At 43.2% G+C, this 15,725-nt stretch carries 14 protein-coding genes and 1 pseudogene; 11 read left to right on the top strand and 4 right to left on the bottom strand.

Features of this window, described 5'->3' with window-relative positions:
• Window positions 1–297 precede the first annotated feature (297 nt).
• Complete coding sequence (locus tag PAHA3_RS25435; RefSeq protein WP_062837457.1) at window positions 298–3,780, top strand: glycoside hydrolase family 2 TIM barrel-domain containing protein; 3,483 nt, start codon at window positions 298–300, stop codon at window positions 3,778–3,780.
• Between the two features lie 180 nt (window positions 3,781–3,960).
• Here the strand turns inward: PAHA3_RS25435 and PAHA3_RS25430 are convergent, their stop codons facing one another.
• Window positions 3,961–4,347 (bottom strand): VOC family protein, encoded by a 387-nt coding sequence (locus PAHA3_RS25430; RefSeq protein ID WP_062837456.1) that lies wholly within the window; start codon window positions 4,345–4,347, stop codon window positions 3,961–3,963.
• 228 nt (window positions 4,348–4,575) lie between these two features.
• Between PAHA3_RS25430 and PAHA3_RS25425 the strand changes: the two genes are divergently transcribed.
• The 3 genes from PAHA3_RS25425 (at window position 4,576) to PAHA3_RS25415 (ending at window position 6,910) form a co-directional block, all read left to right on the top strand.
• Window positions 4,576–5,787 (top strand): WXG100 family type VII secretion target, encoded by a 1,212-nt coding sequence (locus PAHA3_RS25425; RefSeq protein WP_167350950.1) that lies wholly within the window; start codon window positions 4,576–4,578, stop codon window positions 5,785–5,787.
• A gap of 20 nt (window positions 5,788–5,807) precedes the next feature.
• Entirely contained in the window at window positions 5,808–6,296 is a 489-nt protein-coding gene (locus tag PAHA3_RS25420) for a hypothetical protein (protein ID WP_062837454.1), read from the top strand.
• A gap of 89 nt (window positions 6,297–6,385) precedes the next feature.
• On the top strand, window positions 6,386–6,910 hold the full coding sequence (locus PAHA3_RS25415; protein ID WP_062837453.1) for a hypothetical protein: 525 nt from the start codon (window positions 6,386–6,388) through the stop codon (window positions 6,908–6,910).
• A gap of 113 nt (window positions 6,911–7,023) precedes the next feature.
• Here the strand turns inward: PAHA3_RS25415 and PAHA3_RS25410 are convergent, their stop codons facing one another.
• Complete coding sequence (locus tag PAHA3_RS25410; protein WP_062837452.1) at window positions 7,024–7,896, bottom strand: SHOCT domain-containing protein; 873 nt, start codon at window positions 7,894–7,896, stop codon at window positions 7,024–7,026.
• Between the two features lie 173 nt (window positions 7,897–8,069).
• Here PAHA3_RS25410 and PAHA3_RS31120 point away from each other — a divergent pair, with 173 nt between their 5' ends.
• The 7 genes and pseudogenes from PAHA3_RS31120 to PAHA3_RS30660 all read left to right on the top strand — a co-directional run bounded on the left by PAHA3_RS31120 (window position 8,070) and on the right by PAHA3_RS30660 (window position 13,936).
• Window positions 8,070–8,192, top strand: coding sequence for a hypothetical protein (locus tag PAHA3_RS31120; RefSeq protein WP_260986464.1), 123 nt, complete (start codon window positions 8,070–8,072; stop codon window positions 8,190–8,192).
• Window positions 8,193–8,677: 485 nt separating this feature from the next.
• On the top strand, window positions 8,678–9,004 hold the full coding sequence (locus tag PAHA3_RS25405) for a nucleoside triphosphate pyrophosphohydrolase (RefSeq protein ID WP_062837451.1): 327 nt from the start codon (window positions 8,678–8,680) through the stop codon (window positions 9,002–9,004).
• Window positions 8,988–11,433 (top strand): annotated as a pseudogene (locus PAHA3_RS25400) (DEAD/DEAH box helicase family protein). Before PAHA3_RS25405 ends, PAHA3_RS25400 begins: the two are co-directional and overlap by 17 nt.
• A 338-nt stretch (window positions 11,434–11,771) precedes the next feature.
• Window positions 11,772–12,194 (top strand): hypothetical protein, encoded by a 423-nt coding sequence (locus PAHA3_RS25395; RefSeq protein ID WP_153028304.1) that lies wholly within the window; start codon window positions 11,772–11,774, stop codon window positions 12,192–12,194.
• 236 nt (window positions 12,195–12,430) lie between these two features.
• The gene (locus PAHA3_RS25390) at window positions 12,431–12,700 is read left to right on the top strand and encodes a hypothetical protein (protein WP_062837449.1); all 270 of its coding nucleotides are present in this window, start codon (window positions 12,431–12,433) and stop codon (window positions 12,698–12,700) included.
• Between the two features lie 38 nt (window positions 12,701–12,738).
• Window positions 12,739–13,617: a hypothetical protein gene (locus PAHA3_RS25385; protein WP_062837448.1), complete on the top strand. Its 879-nt coding sequence runs from the start codon at window positions 12,739–12,741 to the stop codon at window positions 13,615–13,617.
• Between the two features lie 151 nt (window positions 13,618–13,768).
• Complete coding sequence (locus PAHA3_RS30660) at window positions 13,769–13,936, top strand: hypothetical protein (RefSeq protein WP_167350949.1); 168 nt, start codon at window positions 13,769–13,771, stop codon at window positions 13,934–13,936.
• Window positions 13,937–13,997: 61 nt separating this feature from the next.
• Here PAHA3_RS30660 and PAHA3_RS25380 read toward each other — a convergent pair whose 3' ends face one another.
• Both PAHA3_RS25380 and PAHA3_RS25375 read right to left on the bottom strand, forming a co-directional pair.
• Window positions 13,998–14,783, bottom strand: coding sequence for a MerR family transcriptional regulator (locus PAHA3_RS25380; protein ID WP_062837447.1), 786 nt, complete (start codon window positions 14,781–14,783; stop codon window positions 13,998–14,000).
• Entirely contained in the window at window positions 14,758–15,684 is a 927-nt protein-coding gene (locus PAHA3_RS25375) for a DUF2268 domain-containing protein (RefSeq protein WP_062837446.1), read from the bottom strand. Before PAHA3_RS25375 ends, PAHA3_RS25380 begins: the two co-directional genes overlap by 26 nt.
• Window positions 15,685–15,725: the final 41 nt, after the last annotated feature.

Genomic DNA, 15,725 nt, shown 5'->3' with positions numbered 1-15,725 from the left:
GTGTAGGAGTGTATAGAGAAGAAGTGGCGTGCTATAGGATAGATATAGAAGGTGACCCGTTGGATGGGTTGCCTTTTTGGCTTGTTATCATTGAGAGTTGAAATGCCTGGAGGGATAAAACGTTCATCATTCTGGCTAAAAAATCTTATGAAATGAAGGTACAGGAAAGAGACTGATGGTATAATCGGGTTATGTGTTATAGTCATACTTGTGTATTACCGAAAAGGTTTTCGGAAAAAGCGATAGCTACTGTTGAAACCGTAATCATAATTTACTTGAAGAAAGTGAGAATCTACCATGAATCAGAAGAGGCTTTTTAATGATGGATGGCAATTTGCGAAAAGCAAGCTGGATGTTACGGAACCTGCGGGTCTGGTATTTGAACCTGTAGAGCTTCCCCATGATTGGCTGATATATAATACGCTTGAACTGTATGAAGACAGCATTGGATGGTACCGCAAGACGTTCCATTACACGAAGGATGAGCAGCAGCTTTTGCTTTGTTTTGATGGCGTATACATGGATTCTTCGGTGTATGTGAACGGGCAGCTGGTTGGAGAGTGGAAGTATGGCTATTCTGCTTTTGAACATGAGATCACGAATGCACTGGTGGAAGGCGTCAATGAGATTGTGGTCAAAGTGGTGCATCAGAGCCCGAACAGCAGATGGTATTCCGGTGCCGGAATCTATCGCCATGTGTGGCTGAAGACGAGAGATCGTAACCATATCGTCACGGATGGAACGTATGTATCCATCAAGCAACAGCCGGATGGCTGGCAGGTAGAAGTGGATACGGAATTGAACCTGGAACAGAATCAGCAAGCAGAGTTGGTGCATACGATTCTGTATGACGGTCAGATGGTGGCATCCAGCCAAGCGAATGTTTCGGCTTCGGTGGGTGAGAATGCGGCTGTATCGACAGATAGCCAACAGATCAGTGTGGAGAATCCCGACTTGTGGAGCCCGGATGCACCGCATCTGTATGAACTGGTCACCGAACTGAGACTGATCTCGGATGATCAAAGTGAGGAGATCATTGAAACCGTAACCCAACGTATTGGATTTAAGGACGTTAAGCTGGATCCTAGTGAAGGTTTCTATCTGAATGGAGTCCACACGAAGATGAATGGTGTGTGCGAACACCACGATCTCGGGGCACTGGGAGCTGCGTTTAACCTGACGGCATTGCGTAGAAGATTTGTTTTGCTCAAAGAAATGGGCGTTAACGCCATCCGGACTGCGCATGATATGCCTGCCAAAGAGTTCATGGAACTTGCTGATGAGATGGGTATGCTGGTGGTGTCTGAAGCCTTTGATATGTGGGAACGTGCCAAAACGCCATACGACTATGCGAGATTTTTCCCGGAGTGGGTGCATACGGATGTGAAGAGTTGGGTGAAGCGCGACCGTAACCATGCCAGCCTGATCATGTGGAGTATCGGGAACGAAATTTACGATACCCATGCGGATGAGCGTGGACAGGAAGTTACTCGGATGCTGATGGATTATGTGCTGGAATTTGATCCAAAAGGCAATGCAGGCGTGACGATTGGTTCCAACTATATGCCATGGGAAAATGCACAAAAATGCGCGGATATCGTGAAGCTGGCAGGTTACAACTATGCGGAAAAATATTACGACAAACATCATGAAGAGCATCCGGACTGGATCATCTATGGTAGTGAGACGTCTTCCGTAGTACAGAGTCGTGGCATCTATCACTTCCCGCTCGAACAGCCGATTCTAGCAGATGATGACGAGCAGTGTTCGGCTTTGGGTAACAGTACGACGAGCTGGGGCGCGAAGTCGGCAGAATACTGCATTTTGGCAGAGCGGGATCGTCCTTACTCATTGGGTCAATTCCTGTGGACTGGATTCGATTATATTGGAGAGCCGACACCGTATCATACGAAGAATTCGTATTTTGGACAGCTGGATACAGCAACGTTCCCGAAAGACTCTTATTTCATTTACCAAGCGGCTTGGACGGATTATAAGAAAAGCCCGATGGTTCACCTGTTCCCGTATTGGGATTTCAGCCCGGGTCAGATCATTGATGTACGCGTGTGCAGCAACGCGCCGAAGATTGAGCTGCAACTCAACGGTAAGACCATTGGCACGTACGATATCGATCATGCCAATGGAACACAGCTGTCAGGCTGGTGGAAAGTGCCGTACGAAGAGGGCGAGCTGAAAGCGATCGCTTATGATGAGAACGGTCAGATCATAGCAACCGATGTGCAAAGATCCTATACGGATGCGAAGAAGATTCGTCTGCAAGCGGATCGGGAGCAGTTGCAAGCGAATGGTACAGACCTGATTTTTGTAGAAATTGATGTGGAAGATGAAGCGGGTAATCCGGTTCACAATGCGAATAATCGCGTGCAAGTTCAGGTGAGTGGTGCAGGACGACTGCTGGGTCTGGATAACGGGGATAGCACGGACTATGATCCATACAAAGGGTTGAGCAGAAGACTGTTCAGCGGCAAACTGATGGCGATCATAGGAGCGACAAATGAACCTGGAACGGTCCGGATTGAAGTTTCTTCCGAAGGGTTGGAAGGGGCTGTAGCTGAGTTCAAATCGCATATTGTGGATGCAGAACTTGATGGTGAGAAACAAGTGCAACCTGTCTTCATGAACAATGAAGAACGTCCGGTGCTGACGGGAAATGCTCAGGAGATTCCTTTGCGGAAAATCGAGATCATCAGTAGTGCAGGACAGTTGCTCGATCCGTCCAACCCGGAGCTGACTGTAACCGCCAAACTGTATCCGGAGAACACTTCCTATCGCGACATCGAGTGGGCTGTTGTGAATGATGCGGGGATCGAGTCCAACATTGCCAAAGTGGAAGCTGTTCAAGCGGAAACGGGAGACAACGGCGAGCATCAGCATGCGGTGAAGGTATCGGCTATAGGTGACGGGGAGTTCCGGGTTCGCGCGACCAGCACCAACGGTACGGATAAAACGAAACTCATCTCCCAGCTGGAGTTCAAGGCGGATGGTCTCGGTACAGCCTACAAAGATCCATACGGCTTCATCACGGGCGGACTGTACGATTACACCAAAGGTGAAGTTGGTAACGGCAACGAACGTGGGGTAGCGACAAGTCGCGATGGAGAGACACATGTAGGCTTCCGTAATATTGACTTCGGACCATACGGCTCCGATACGATTACCATTCCGATCTTTACGTTATCCACTGAGGATTACTTCATTCAGATCTGGGAAGGTATGCCGGATGAAGAGGGAAGTACGATGATCGCGGATGTGGTATATGACAAAGAGTCTATCTGGAATGTGTACCAGGAAGAGACATATCATCTGTCCAAACGCCTTAGCGGGATTACATCGATCTGTTTTGTGCTGAAGCAGAAGATTCATATTAAAGGATTCTCCTTTGAGCGCCAGAGTCGGGCCTTTGAACAGAATGCCGCTGCATCCTGTGACCATCTCTATGGAGATACGTTTAAAATTGAAGATGATCGAGTAGAAGGTATCGGGAACAATGTATCACTGGAATTTGAAAATATGGACTTTACGGCAGAAGGCACGTCGAAGCTCGTGATCTATGGCCATTCACCGATTGATAAGAATACGATTCATATTCGCTTCGCAGGTGAGGACGGACAGAGCAACCAGTTGGTTGAGTTCACACAGTCGGGTGGATATGAGGAGCGGGTGTTTGAGCTTGAGCAGGTGAAAGGTGAGCAGAAAGTAAGCTTTATCTTCCTGCCAGGCAGTCAGTTTGACTTCGGCTGGTTCCGATTCGAGAAATAATGAAGCTTCACTAATGGCGAGAGGGATGCACGGGTCCTTTTCATCCTCAAGGTGTTAGTGGAGTAGCTACAGATTCGATGTATTAATTAATCATCTGGTAGTTTATGAAGACACAAAAACCTGCGAAGCCGAGACTTTGCAGGTTTTTTTGCGACCATATAAAGGTGAAAAATCATGGGATTAACTGTACAAAGCATTGGACAGCTCAATCAGGTTTCCGTCAGGATCACGTATATACACCGAACGAATGGGACCCAGCGCACCGGTACGTTCCACTGGACCTTCTTCGATTTTCGTATGATGTTGTGAGAGATGGAGAATCACTTCTTCTAGAGGTGTGCTGACCAGAAAACAAAGATCTGCCGAACCCGGCGTAGGGGTATGAGCTTTCGGTTCAAACTCTTTTCCGCGTTCATGCAAATTGATTTTCTGCTGTCTAAACTGTAATGCTTTTCGGCCTTGGCCGAATTCGACTACCTTCATACCTAATATGTTGGTATAAAATGAAAGGGTTGCTTCCAGATTCTCTACGGTTAACACGAGATGATCAAGTCGTTCTATTTGCATGGATAAGCCTCCTTCGAATTGGATCAATTGTTCCTGTAGAATGAGGGTGTATATAAAAGTATGTCATTTATTATACCTTAGAGCTCAGTTAGATCGACAACGTATGAGAAGAAGGTAGACGAAAAACATGCACGAATATGCAAAATATTTGGCTAATGAATGTTCCCTGACTACTGAATCTTTAACGAGAAAATGAATCCTCCGTTTGATTCCAATCAAACTCTTCACTTGTTAAAATTTAGGTATAACTACTATGGTCAGGTTGGCGGTGAAGATGGTATGCAACGTATTCAGGTACATCCCGATGTGTTGGACGAAAAAGCTCGATTGGTTCAGCAGAAGAAGTTGGAACTCGATCGAATAGTTAGAGAACTGGAGAAATCGATTTATTTGTTGCAATCCGATTGGTCTGGTGTGACAGGAGAGCGTTTCTTCTGGGATTTTATGCAGGTGAAAGAAGTGTTCCCGACTACACTCGGGCTGTTGGACAAAATCCAGAATGAGTTTACGTTTATCGCGAGGAACTTCAGAACAACGGACGGCTCAGGTGAGGTCGCGCTGTACATTCCAGAAGAACTAAAGCGAAATTTCGCTGTAGGGCTGCTTGATAAATCCATTGGAGAAACAATAACGGGAATGGGCCAGACGGCAGAAGCTTTCTTCTCTAACCCGTTCAGTACATTAAGTAGTGTGGCATATGCAATGACCGTGGGCAAAGTTGTGGACGTTGGGCGAGGTATTCAGTTTGCATGGGATACTGCTTGGGGTACTGGAACAGCGAGGTCTGATATAGAGCAATTTGTAGAAGAGCAGAAGAAACAGATCGATGAGAGTGGTGCAGGGTATTACGGTGGAGCGATGACAGGACAGGCCCTGGCGTATGTTTTGTTTGGCAAAGCTTTTCGTTCGAAGGACGACATTGGGTCGGGTGGATCTGTGGGAGATAAAAAGGAGCCTGGAAAGGGAATTGGCAGTCCCAGAGATCTAATAAAACCTAGTGGAACGCCTAATCCAGAAGCCTTACCAAGTGGAGCGAGAACAAAAATTCCGAATAATGCGGATAAGGCGACTAAACAGTCTTTAGAATTAGAAAATGATGCTGCTGATCAATTGGCGAGAAGTGGATATCGGATTGAACAGAACCCTAAAGTTCTAGATAGTGATGGAATTGATTCAAAAAGAGATCCCGATTTTAGAATTGAAGGGCGTATATTTGACTGTTATGCACCAACTGAAAATAAAGGTATTAGAGGTATTTGGAGTGAGGTCCAGGAAAAGGTAGTGATTAAACAACAGACCAAGAATGTGGTGATTAATTTAACAAAGTGGTCTGGAGATGATTCTGCGTTGCTTAAGCAATTTAAAGAATGGGAAATCCAAGGTTTAGAAGAAGTTATCGCAATCAAAAAGGACGGTAAGATCATATCGGTATTCCCTTAAAGTAGAGGAGACACAAGTCTATGGAATATGCACTGAAGTTGAATGGAAAACAAGATGCGTTATGGTTGAAAAGATTAATTGAAAGTAAGAATTTTGAAGTGAATTATATGAACCGACAACAGAATGCATTGTTCATTCATGAGTTTGATCTAAGCGGTGGTTTGAAAATAACTGCTTATGATAATAATTTTCCGCCTGGTCATCCAGCAGCATCTTATGAAACGATGTTTCAAGAAGAGGATTTTATTTATCAACAAACGATTTCTTATGAATTGGAGAATAACCAGGAATATGAATTATGGTATAAAACAATGTATGAAATTTCTTTCGCTATATTAGAGTCACTCAAAGTAGATGGCGTATTCTATCACACTTCTGGAGAAGAGATATTTTTCTTTAGAAACGGAAAGTATACGTTCAACGGAACATACCTTGAGTTACTCCAAACGCATTACGGAGAACTCCTTGAGAATATCGAGTATTCGGTTTTTACGAAACCTCACAACTGAATTACAGATAAATAATGCATAAAGGCGCACTTCTACCATACAAACGTAGAGGTGCTTCTTACTATAAAATTCTAGGAGAACAGCTCGCCATGATGAAAAGTGCGATTATAAATAATGATATTTTATTTGACCAAATACTTAAGAATGACAAAATAACAAACGAGATGGTTGAGGATGGAGAACAAGCCAGCCAGCTCTATTACAACTTTAAAGATATGACGCAGATTATAAATAAGTATAACTTGACGAATCTAACTTTCAGTGAAGAAGCCAATTGGCTGGTAAAACCCGCAGCTTTATTCACGAACGATCTAGGTCTAGATGATGTAATGCCACCTACGCTTCACCGTATGCGAATGACGTTCGAGAGACTGGACATAACCAGTTATCCTGTAACAAATGAACTTAGAGCCCGGATTGAGGAGTATCAGCAGTTAAATCATCGATGGCTGAATATTGTTGGGGACTTTGAATCCCAGGAAATTAACGAGAAGGATTGGCCCCAAATCTTGAATGATCTGGAGCAAGAGACTCGAGCTTATTTTAGTGAAAAAAAGGTTGATTTCGTGGATGATGAAGTTTGGAGAGATGCTTTGAATCCAAGGTACGAATGAAGAGTAAGAGTGACTTTTGATCAAGATATGCTTTGCACCAAAAGTGGAGTACTTCTGCCATTCAGAGGCAATAGAAAGTACTCCATGTTTTTATTCACATACTGATTTTTAATCTAATTTAATAGTTTATTCTTTAAATGGTTGTATTCTTCTATACTAATGAGCTTCTTTTCAAGTAGATCCGATAGTTTTAATAATTCATCTGCTACAGAAGAGTGAGCAAATATTTTTTCTTCTTCTTTTCTAGATTCAATAAGTGTAGTTTGTTCTTCTTGATCCACTGTTTTAATGAGGTAACTAAGAAGGTTATGCCAATGAGTAGCTTTGTCGTTTGCTATTATAAATGAAGAAGAATTCTTAGCGACAGGTTGTTCGAACAAAGCAAAGTTAATCCTATAAAATGATCTTTGAGGATCATTAACAACAACCTGTAATTGTATTGATCTAACATGGGTTTGAGAAGTTTGAAGTGCACTGAGACCACCGATGATCGCACCAACGTTTCCGCCAACTAGGCTCCCAATCATGGCACCACCGACTTGGCTAGATCTTGAGGTTTTGGTGTGAGTTACTCCATCAATAATAATCTCGGACTGGAGTATATCTTCATAGTGAAATATTTTCGTTTCATAATTAAACTTGGAGAGAGTACGAGAGAGTTCAACCCCTTGGTTATCATGTGTGTTATACATAAAACATACTTGCTGCTTCATTTCGTCAATTGCAATCATACTCTCTAAATCTACGGAACGGAACTCCTGACTAGCAGCGAATTGACTTGTACGATTAAGAGTCATATCCATTACTCCATCCATATCTTCAGCAAATCTCCTCTTCCTAACTTCACCAAGAATAAGAGCCCCGAAGTTGAATATGGCGAACCCCACTACTCCAAACCAAAAAACAAATTTACTATCATTGGAAATACCTAGTAAACTAATTGATCCAAAAATGATCATACCCAAACAACCTACACCATACCACAAACTACTCACACTCCTAATTATGTATAATTAAAATACGATCTGTTATATTTATCGGAATTTATCTAGAAAATTGAATAAGGAAGGATTCTATACTATCGCGGTAGTAAATAGGGATATATAGAGATTTACAATACGTTATCTACAAACATCCTACACCCACACGAGGTACATTCATGAAACAAGGCATATATGAACAGCTTATCAACACAATCACCAGACAAGAGATTTCGGCGCTGGACCCGGATGTGTATAACATTGGGACCGAGAAGCTGGATGCAATTGATCATTTAGGTTAAATGTTTGATTTATCTGTGTTACGCTTACAAGATGACATCATCCAAATAAAGGATATGATGCAGAGATTACATAGGATGCTCTTTGCTTTGCATCTGGAAAGTAGGTGTACATTTTGAAAAGAGTAATTGCTATCGTGTTTTTTATATTATCTATATTGGAATTGGTTACTTTAATCCTAATCGGCAAAAGTATGATGCATGGGTATATGGAACCGAGTACGTTTAGCGGGATAATTTCATTCCCACTATGTACTACGTACCTCTCAATATGGATGTTCTTTTCACGGCAAGAGTTTACCGGAGGACGAGTCGCGGGACAGATCAGTTTGACAGCGGCATCGTTGACGTTGTGCCCATTGGTGTGTTTGTTGATTATTTTCTATTAAATCAACCCATCCCTCCCCATAGCAAATGGTATAATGGCAAAAAGGGAGATCCTGGCGCGAGACTTGAAGGCTCTCACAGCAGAAAGGATGTTATACCACATGCCTACATACAACAAATTGGTACGCGACAAGATTCCACATATTATCACGTCCAGTGGCAAGGAATGCCGTACACGTATTCTGGACCCGGAGGAATATAAGCAAGAACTAAGAACAAAGCTGCAAGAAGAGTCTGAAGAATACATGAGTGCAGGAAGCGATCAGGAAGCGCTAGAAGAACTAGCCGACATGCTGGAGGTCATCCGGGCGCTGGCGGAGGTGCATGGAGCGAATGTGGCGCAGCTGGATAAGCTTCGAGCAGACAAAGCCGAGGCGCGCGGTGGATTTCAGGAACGGGTGTATCTGATCGATGTCGACGAAGCTTAACGTTAAACTCATTACAGATAACTTGGCAGACGAACTGATTGCCCGGATGCAGCATGCATCCGGGATTTATATTATGACGTCCTTTATTATGCAGTCTGGTGTGAAACTGCTTGCTCCGCATTTGAAACGGGCAGCAGAGCGTGGGGCCGAGGTGCGGATGCTCGCGGGAGATTATCTGTATATCACGCAGCCGGAGGGCTTGCGGGCATTGTGTGAGGTCGATCCACGAATTGAAGCGCGGCTGTGGCGAAGTATGGGCACTTCTTTTCACCCGAAAGCGTATCTGTTCGATCATGACAACGGAGAAGGACTGCTGATCGTCGGTTCATCGAACTTTTCGTTCACTGCGCTGAGGACGGGATATGAATGGAATCTGGCGATGAATGCTGAAGCGGAGCCGTATACGTTCCAGTCGGCTTTGGATAAATTCATGCAGAGCTTCTACCACGAGACAACCTTACCGGTGAACCCGGATTCAATTGAGCTGTATGAGGAAGAGTACCGCAAGTATCACCAGAAGAACCCGGAGATGATCCAGCGGATCACGGAGATGGAAGAAGCGGAATTTGGCACAGGTCTACCTGAGGACAAAGAGGAAGAAGCCGCCGAACTTTCGCTTGTGCCGATCCAGCCGCGTTTGGCGCAGTTGGATGCGCTTGAAGCACTCCATGGCACGATGGAGGAACAGTACGAGAAAGCGATGGTCGTCATGGCGACCGGGCTTGGTAAAACATATCTGGCGGGCTTCTTCGCGCAGCGGTTCAAGCGGGTGTTGTTTGTGGCCCACCGGGAAGAGATTTTGTTCCAGGCGAAGAAGTCTTTTCAGCGGATCATGCCGGAGCGCAGTCATGGCATCTATAACGGGCAGTATAAGGATGGGGCGGCAGATTGTGTGTATGCTTCAATCTTTACGCTGAGTATGCAGAAGCACCGGGATGGTTTTGCGATGGATGCATTTGATCTGATCGTGGTGGACGAATTCCATCATGCGGCGGCGAAGACGTATATGTCGGTGATTGAGCATTTTCAACCAAGGTTTCTGTTGGGCATTACGGCAACTCCGGATCGACTGGATGGCAAGGATGTGTATGCGCTCTGTGATGGGAATGTGGCTTACCAGATGCATTTTATTGAAGCGATCCGGCGAGGTTGGCTGGCGCCATTTCAATATTACGGATTATTCGACGATACGGATTATTCGCAGATTCGTTGGATCGGCACGAAGTATGATGAAGAACAGCTCATGGCTGTTCAGTTGCAAGAGGAGCATGTGGAGACCATTTATGAAGCCTGGCTGCGGCACAAGCAGACGAGAACGATTGGATTTTGCTCATCGATCCTGCAGGCGGACTATTTGGCTGCGTATTTTCGCAGTCAGGGAGTGAAGGTGCTTAGTCTGCATTCGCGAACATCGGAGATGTCGCGGGAGGAAGCCATTCGCCAGCTTGATGCGGGTGAACTGGAGGTTGTGTTGACGGTGGATCTGTTCAATGAAGGAACGGATATACCGCGTGTAGACACGCTTCTCTTTGTGCGTCCAACGGAGTCACTCACCGTGTTCACCCAGCAGGTAGGGCGCGGCCTACGGCTGGCGGAAGGCAAATCACATTGTGTCATCATCGACCTGATCGGGAACTACCGGAATGCGGATGTGAAGCTGAGCATGCTGGATGTGCGCGGGGAGTTGGAGGGAACCACGAAAGACCGGGATTCGGCTGTGCCGGAAGTTCCAGACAACTGTGGGATTCATCTGGAGACCCGAGTGGTGAATCTGCTTCAGGAGCTGAGCCGCAAACGGTTACCGCGCCGCGAGAATTTACATCAGGATTTTCTGGATGTGAAACGAGAGCTGGGGCATATTCCGACGTATCTGGAGCTGCATCTGATGGGACGTTCGAAGAGTATCGTGTACCGGAACGAATTTGGCTCCTATGTTGGATTTCTCTATTGGGCGGAGCTGCTGTCTCAGGCAGAGGGAGAGGTGTACGTCCGGCATGAGGCGTGGCTGCGTGATGTGGAGAAGACGGTCATGAAAAAAAAGCTACAAGATGATCGTACTGCTGTACATGTTGGAGCGAGGCGAAGCGCACTGGATGGACCCGATCACACCGGGGGAGATGGCAAGGTTTTTCCATACGTACCTGACGGAGAAGGAGTACCGGAAACGGAAGGACTTTTCGGACAAAGGCAAACTTGCGATCTGGGAATGGAATGAGAAGACGGCCACACGGATTGAAAAACTGATAATCGACATGCCAATGTCTATGTGGAGCGGGGCGAAGGGTAGTATGACCCGTTTCGAGGATGGCATGTTCTCGCTGAATGTAAAAGTGCAGGATACGGAGGAAAAGGCGCTACTGTATCGTTGGACAAAGGAGATTTGTCAGTATCGTTTGCATGCGTATTTTGAGCGGGGGACAGGGAAGTAGAGAAGAAGCTCTTATACAGTCAGTCAATCTGAAATTTTACTTGGCAAATAAAAATTTACCAAGAAGAAAAAGCAAAAAGCATACCACTATTCCAATGGTACGCTTTTTGCTTACTTGAAATTAACTTTTTGTAGTTCACTTATATTATTCGAATAGGGGAACTGTCTAATAATTGCAGAGAGATCGAACAACAAATATATCAACTTAAAAAAGATTAGATATTATTAATGTTAAAAGAGGGTTTTGTTATAATTTATTTAATAATATACAATATACGGAAGTGGTATCGTCATAAGGAGGTGAACTATTTAGACCTATTTTTTGTAAAAAAGTAGATTGTGCCAGAAACTAGTCCAGCTAAGATAAGAAGGCTAACAACGAGAATAAGTATATTATTCCACACAATGTGCATTGTTGAAACCCCTTTCATAATAATTTTTAAGAGGTCAATACAAAATATATTAGATAAGTATGAAGTGAACGAACCATTTTCTGACGAAGATACACAATATTTAAAAGAAAACTCAGCTTTAAACAATAATATAACATATATTCAAAATAAAGGGGACGTATCAGTCTTTTCGGTCTCAAAGAAATTTTTCACAGGTAACAATAAAACATTAGCTTTAACTGGTTATGTAGAATACGATAACAGATTCGGTAAAAATAGTTGGAATTTCTATATGGACGCATGGGACACAGCTGGCATAAAAAGAAACATCCGAGCTGAAGTTAAAATTGATTGTGTAGGTATTTCATGACGCTTATTATATTTGTTCAGTAGGTTGGAGTACATAGGCAATAAAAGTGAGTAATTTGTCGAAATATGAAATAATACCTAAGACATATGGCTTAATTATAATGAATTTTGAATATCGTGTTAACACACTAAATTTTGTGTGTTAGGCTTTAATAGTAAACAAATCCCAATTGAGGAGTTGAGTGTAATTACAAAAGATTCGTGTCAGCAATCACATCTAGAAAGAAGGCCCTCATGATGAAGAAAAAAATTGCAACTATATTTGTTCTATTATCCTTTCTTGAATTAATCGTATTGATTATTGTTGGTAAGTCGATTATCAATAATATCATTCAGCCAGATACGTTCACAGGAATTATATCTCTTCCGTTAGCAGCTTGTTTTCTTTCTTTATGGATGTTTTTCTCCAAACAAAAACTTGAAGAACGTATCGTAGGACTGCAAATTTGCTTTATCACAGCATGTTTAACAATTGGACCGTTAGTTTGTCTATGGTTTGTAACTTGAAATTACGCAAAACTATCTAGTTATAAGTAGGAGGACTCATGAAAAGAATAGTAAAGTTTATTACAGCAGCACTTCCCCTTGTTCTTATTTTTAATTTGATTTTTGTCGGTACAAGTAGCGCAAAAGATTCTGGTACTGAAGTGAATGATATACAAAATTTCACTTTAGAAAATCAAACTTTATTAAGTGACGGATCAGAAGTAAGTACATTTCAATTAAATCCAGAAAACGGAGAGTCTCCGATAATTTATGACGTAACAGAGGAGAAAGATACAGTAACTGTAATCGCTACACAAAATGGAGTTGAGCTAGACAGAGCCATAACTGATAAAAGAACTGGAACGATTAAGCAATTAAAAAATGGAGTAGTTGTAGAGGAATACAAAATTGAAGATCATGTAACCATTAAATCAACTGAGAGTAATAGTATAAATGAAAATGAACAATCCATTCAGTCTGCTCAATCTCAAAATCTCTTAAGATCTGCATATAATTCTGGTATTGGGCAGTATGGATATTTGTATGGTGACTTCACAACTAGATATGGCGATACTTATACGTTAAATTTTAGTGTGGGTACTTCTGTATCTATTATCGTCGGAGCACTGGCTAGTATCTTAACCGGTACTGCAGTAGTTTTGGCTATAATAACGGCACTCGGCTCTACAGTTGTAGCAAATGCTATTACATCGCTTATTAGTGGGGATGTGTTTGCTCAGTTTAAAGATTATAACCTTGAGGTTCGTTCCCAGGGTAAAGTAGGCTTAGTATCTAAACAAACGATTGTCAATGCAAAGGTTAATAATTATCGTACAGGTGGATCCTCGTGGGTGTATTTACGAACTGAAGGGGACGGAAGAAGTTGGGATGATCTATGTACTATAGGAGCCTACAATGTATATCTCCAAAACCTATAATTAGAATAAAATCATGTATAAATTCATGTATAAATTCATGTATAAATGAATGATTAAACAGCAATAATTATGCAGGCAGCGGTTCTTTGACCTTCTAGGGTCGGTAGAGAACCGCTGTTTGTGATGTCTTTGGTTTAGATCGCATAGATAGTTGATTGAACCTGCATATGATATGCTCAAGGAGATCGACAGCATCAGGCCTGTCCAGAACCAGAAGGGCATAACGTATGTGCCCGTTCCATTCTTTGTACCTTTCTTCAATGATGTGGTGGTGAATGATGGCAATGTTTCGATATCCGCGCAAGTGTCGACGATTTAATAAATGGGAGGCTGTAAATGAATATTTTATAAAGCTCAAGACCTTTGAAACCAGTCTGTTTCTAGGAAGTGGGTTTCAAAGGTCTCTCCCCACCCTCCACAAAAATCATAATCGCCTCATACAAAAACCTCAAAAAATCCTCATCACCAAACTGATCGAAATAACCTGCATACCGACGATCCGTCGTATAGGCTTCCGCAATACATCTCAAAATCTCAGCATCACAGACCATAAACTGCTCCAGACAACTCTTCCATTCATCCACTAACGCTTGCACCTCAACAGAAGCAGGAGACAGATTCTGATGTTTTCCCAATTCCCGAAATACCTGCTCCATGTTGACCGAGAACTGCTGGTAGGCTTTTTCTTGTTCTTCCACAGACAGAACGCTTACATTAGCTTCGAATTCCTGATATTTCTCGGTATCTCCATATACCAACTTCGCCTCGGATTCATATTGCTCTTGAATAGACAGAATGGAAGAATCATCAAACAGATGAAGATGAGAGAGATCCGTTCCATCTACATACTCGTCCAACTGGTCGATGATGGTTTCGAGCTTTTGTTTGCGTTGAACGAGTGTACTCCGGTGCTCTCTCAGGATATCTTTCTGTTCTTCTTTCGAAAGTTGCATCATGGCTGCAATGTCTTTCAATGAGAAATTCATTTCTTTGAACAAGAGAATCATCTGCAGATTCCCCAGTGCCTCTTGATCGTAATACCGATAGCCGTTGTCCTCGACTTTGCTTGGTTTCAAGAGATCCGTTTTATCGTAATAATGTAATGCGCGTTTGGTGATGCCGGTAATCTGAATAATATCTTTAACGGTGAAATAGGGTGTCTTCATTCCAAAAGTCCTTTGTTTCCGCAAGGATAACACTTGCCGGAGTAATGGTAGCTTCGGTAATCGGTGTACCTGTTTTGTTCAGATAATATTGAATTAAGTGATAACCGCAGGCATAGCCAGCCGCATAGGGCATACCTACGGGCGTGAAGTTTTGCATGATGGCAAGTTCATCGCCGTATAGATACGGATTAATCTGGTCAAAACCGGTGACATGCAGCTGGTCTTTCATTTTCGACTTAATAACGTTATTCAATATCTTCATATCCGTTTTGGCTACCCAGGGGCCTAGCAATTCTTCTCCATACAGGGATGTCGCAAAGCTCTCAGCCAACCCCTCGCTAACCACCATCTCGCCAAGCGTAATCTGTGGATTCCACTGGATATATTGATATCTCACATTATGATTGCATTCATGTGCTAACACGGATTGCATACGAGGTAGAGTATACCCATTGGGAATCAGGTTCGCAATAATATAACCCGGTATTCCACCATCTCCGCTGATGCCTTCGTTCATGGTGAGTGAAGGGCTATTCTTGTCGCCTAATAAAATCGTGTATAGATATTCGGAGACCGATAGCTCAATCCCATGATCTGTAAAGGTCAATAGACTCCTACGAACAGCTTCATGACACTGTTGCCAAAATGCTTCCGACGAGATCGCTGCTAACGATTCGTTAATCTCGGTCGTGATATCTGCGGGAGCGATATTCAACAAGTTATTCATCATGATCACGTCGAAGCCGTGAGGCTCTTGAGATCGAAACGGGATCTTTTGAATGTTCCATTTGTTCATGAATGGACTCATCATAAGATCGCGGTATAACTCCAATTTCTCATTGGATGCAGCCTGGATGATCTCCTCATAGATTTGATCTGAACGTAAAGCGGTAATCTTCATCCTTAATCTCTCCTTCATGTAAGCTTGAGATCATTATCAAG

Source organism: Paenibacillus amylolyticus (genome assembly GCF_001570725.1).
In the GTDB taxonomy this organism is placed as follows: domain Bacteria; phylum Bacillota; class Bacilli; order Paenibacillales; family Paenibacillaceae; genus Paenibacillus; species Paenibacillus amylolyticus_A.
This window is presented reverse-complemented; position numbering and strand designations above follow the sequence as displayed.

Coding starts and splice junctions, on each gene's coding strand:
- PAHA3_RS25435 (WP_062837457.1), top strand. CDS start 298: ATGAATCAGAAGAGGCTTTTTAATGATGGATGGCAATTTGCGAAAAGC.
- PAHA3_RS25430 (WP_062837456.1), bottom strand. CDS start 4,347: ATGCAAATAGAACGACTTGATCATCTCGTGTTAACCGTAGAGAATCTG.
- PAHA3_RS25420 (WP_062837454.1), top strand. CDS start 5,808: ATGGAATATGCACTGAAGTTGAATGGAAAACAAGATGCGTTATGGTTG.
- PAHA3_RS25415 (WP_062837453.1), top strand. CDS start 6,386: ATGATGAAAAGTGCGATTATAAATAATGATATTTTATTTGACCAAATA.
- PAHA3_RS31120 (WP_260986464.1), top strand. CDS start 8,070: ATGAAACAAGGCATATATGAACAGCTTATCAACACAATCACCAGACAA.
- PAHA3_RS25405 (WP_062837451.1), top strand. CDS start 8,678: ATGCCTACATACAACAAATTGGTACGCGACAAGATTCCACATATTATC.
- PAHA3_RS25390 (WP_062837449.1), top strand. CDS start 12,431: ATGAAGAAAAAAATTGCAACTATATTTGTTCTATTATCCTTTCTTGAA.
- PAHA3_RS25385 (WP_062837448.1), top strand. CDS start 12,739: ATGAAAAGAATAGTAAAGTTTATTACAGCAGCACTTCCCCTTGTTCTT.
- PAHA3_RS25380 (WP_062837447.1), bottom strand. CDS start 14,783: ATGAAGACACCCTATTTCACCGTTAAAGATATTATTCAGATTACCGGC.
- PAHA3_RS25375 (WP_062837446.1), bottom strand. CDS start 15,684: ATGAAGATTACCGCTTTACGTTCAGATCAAATCTATGAGGAGATCATC.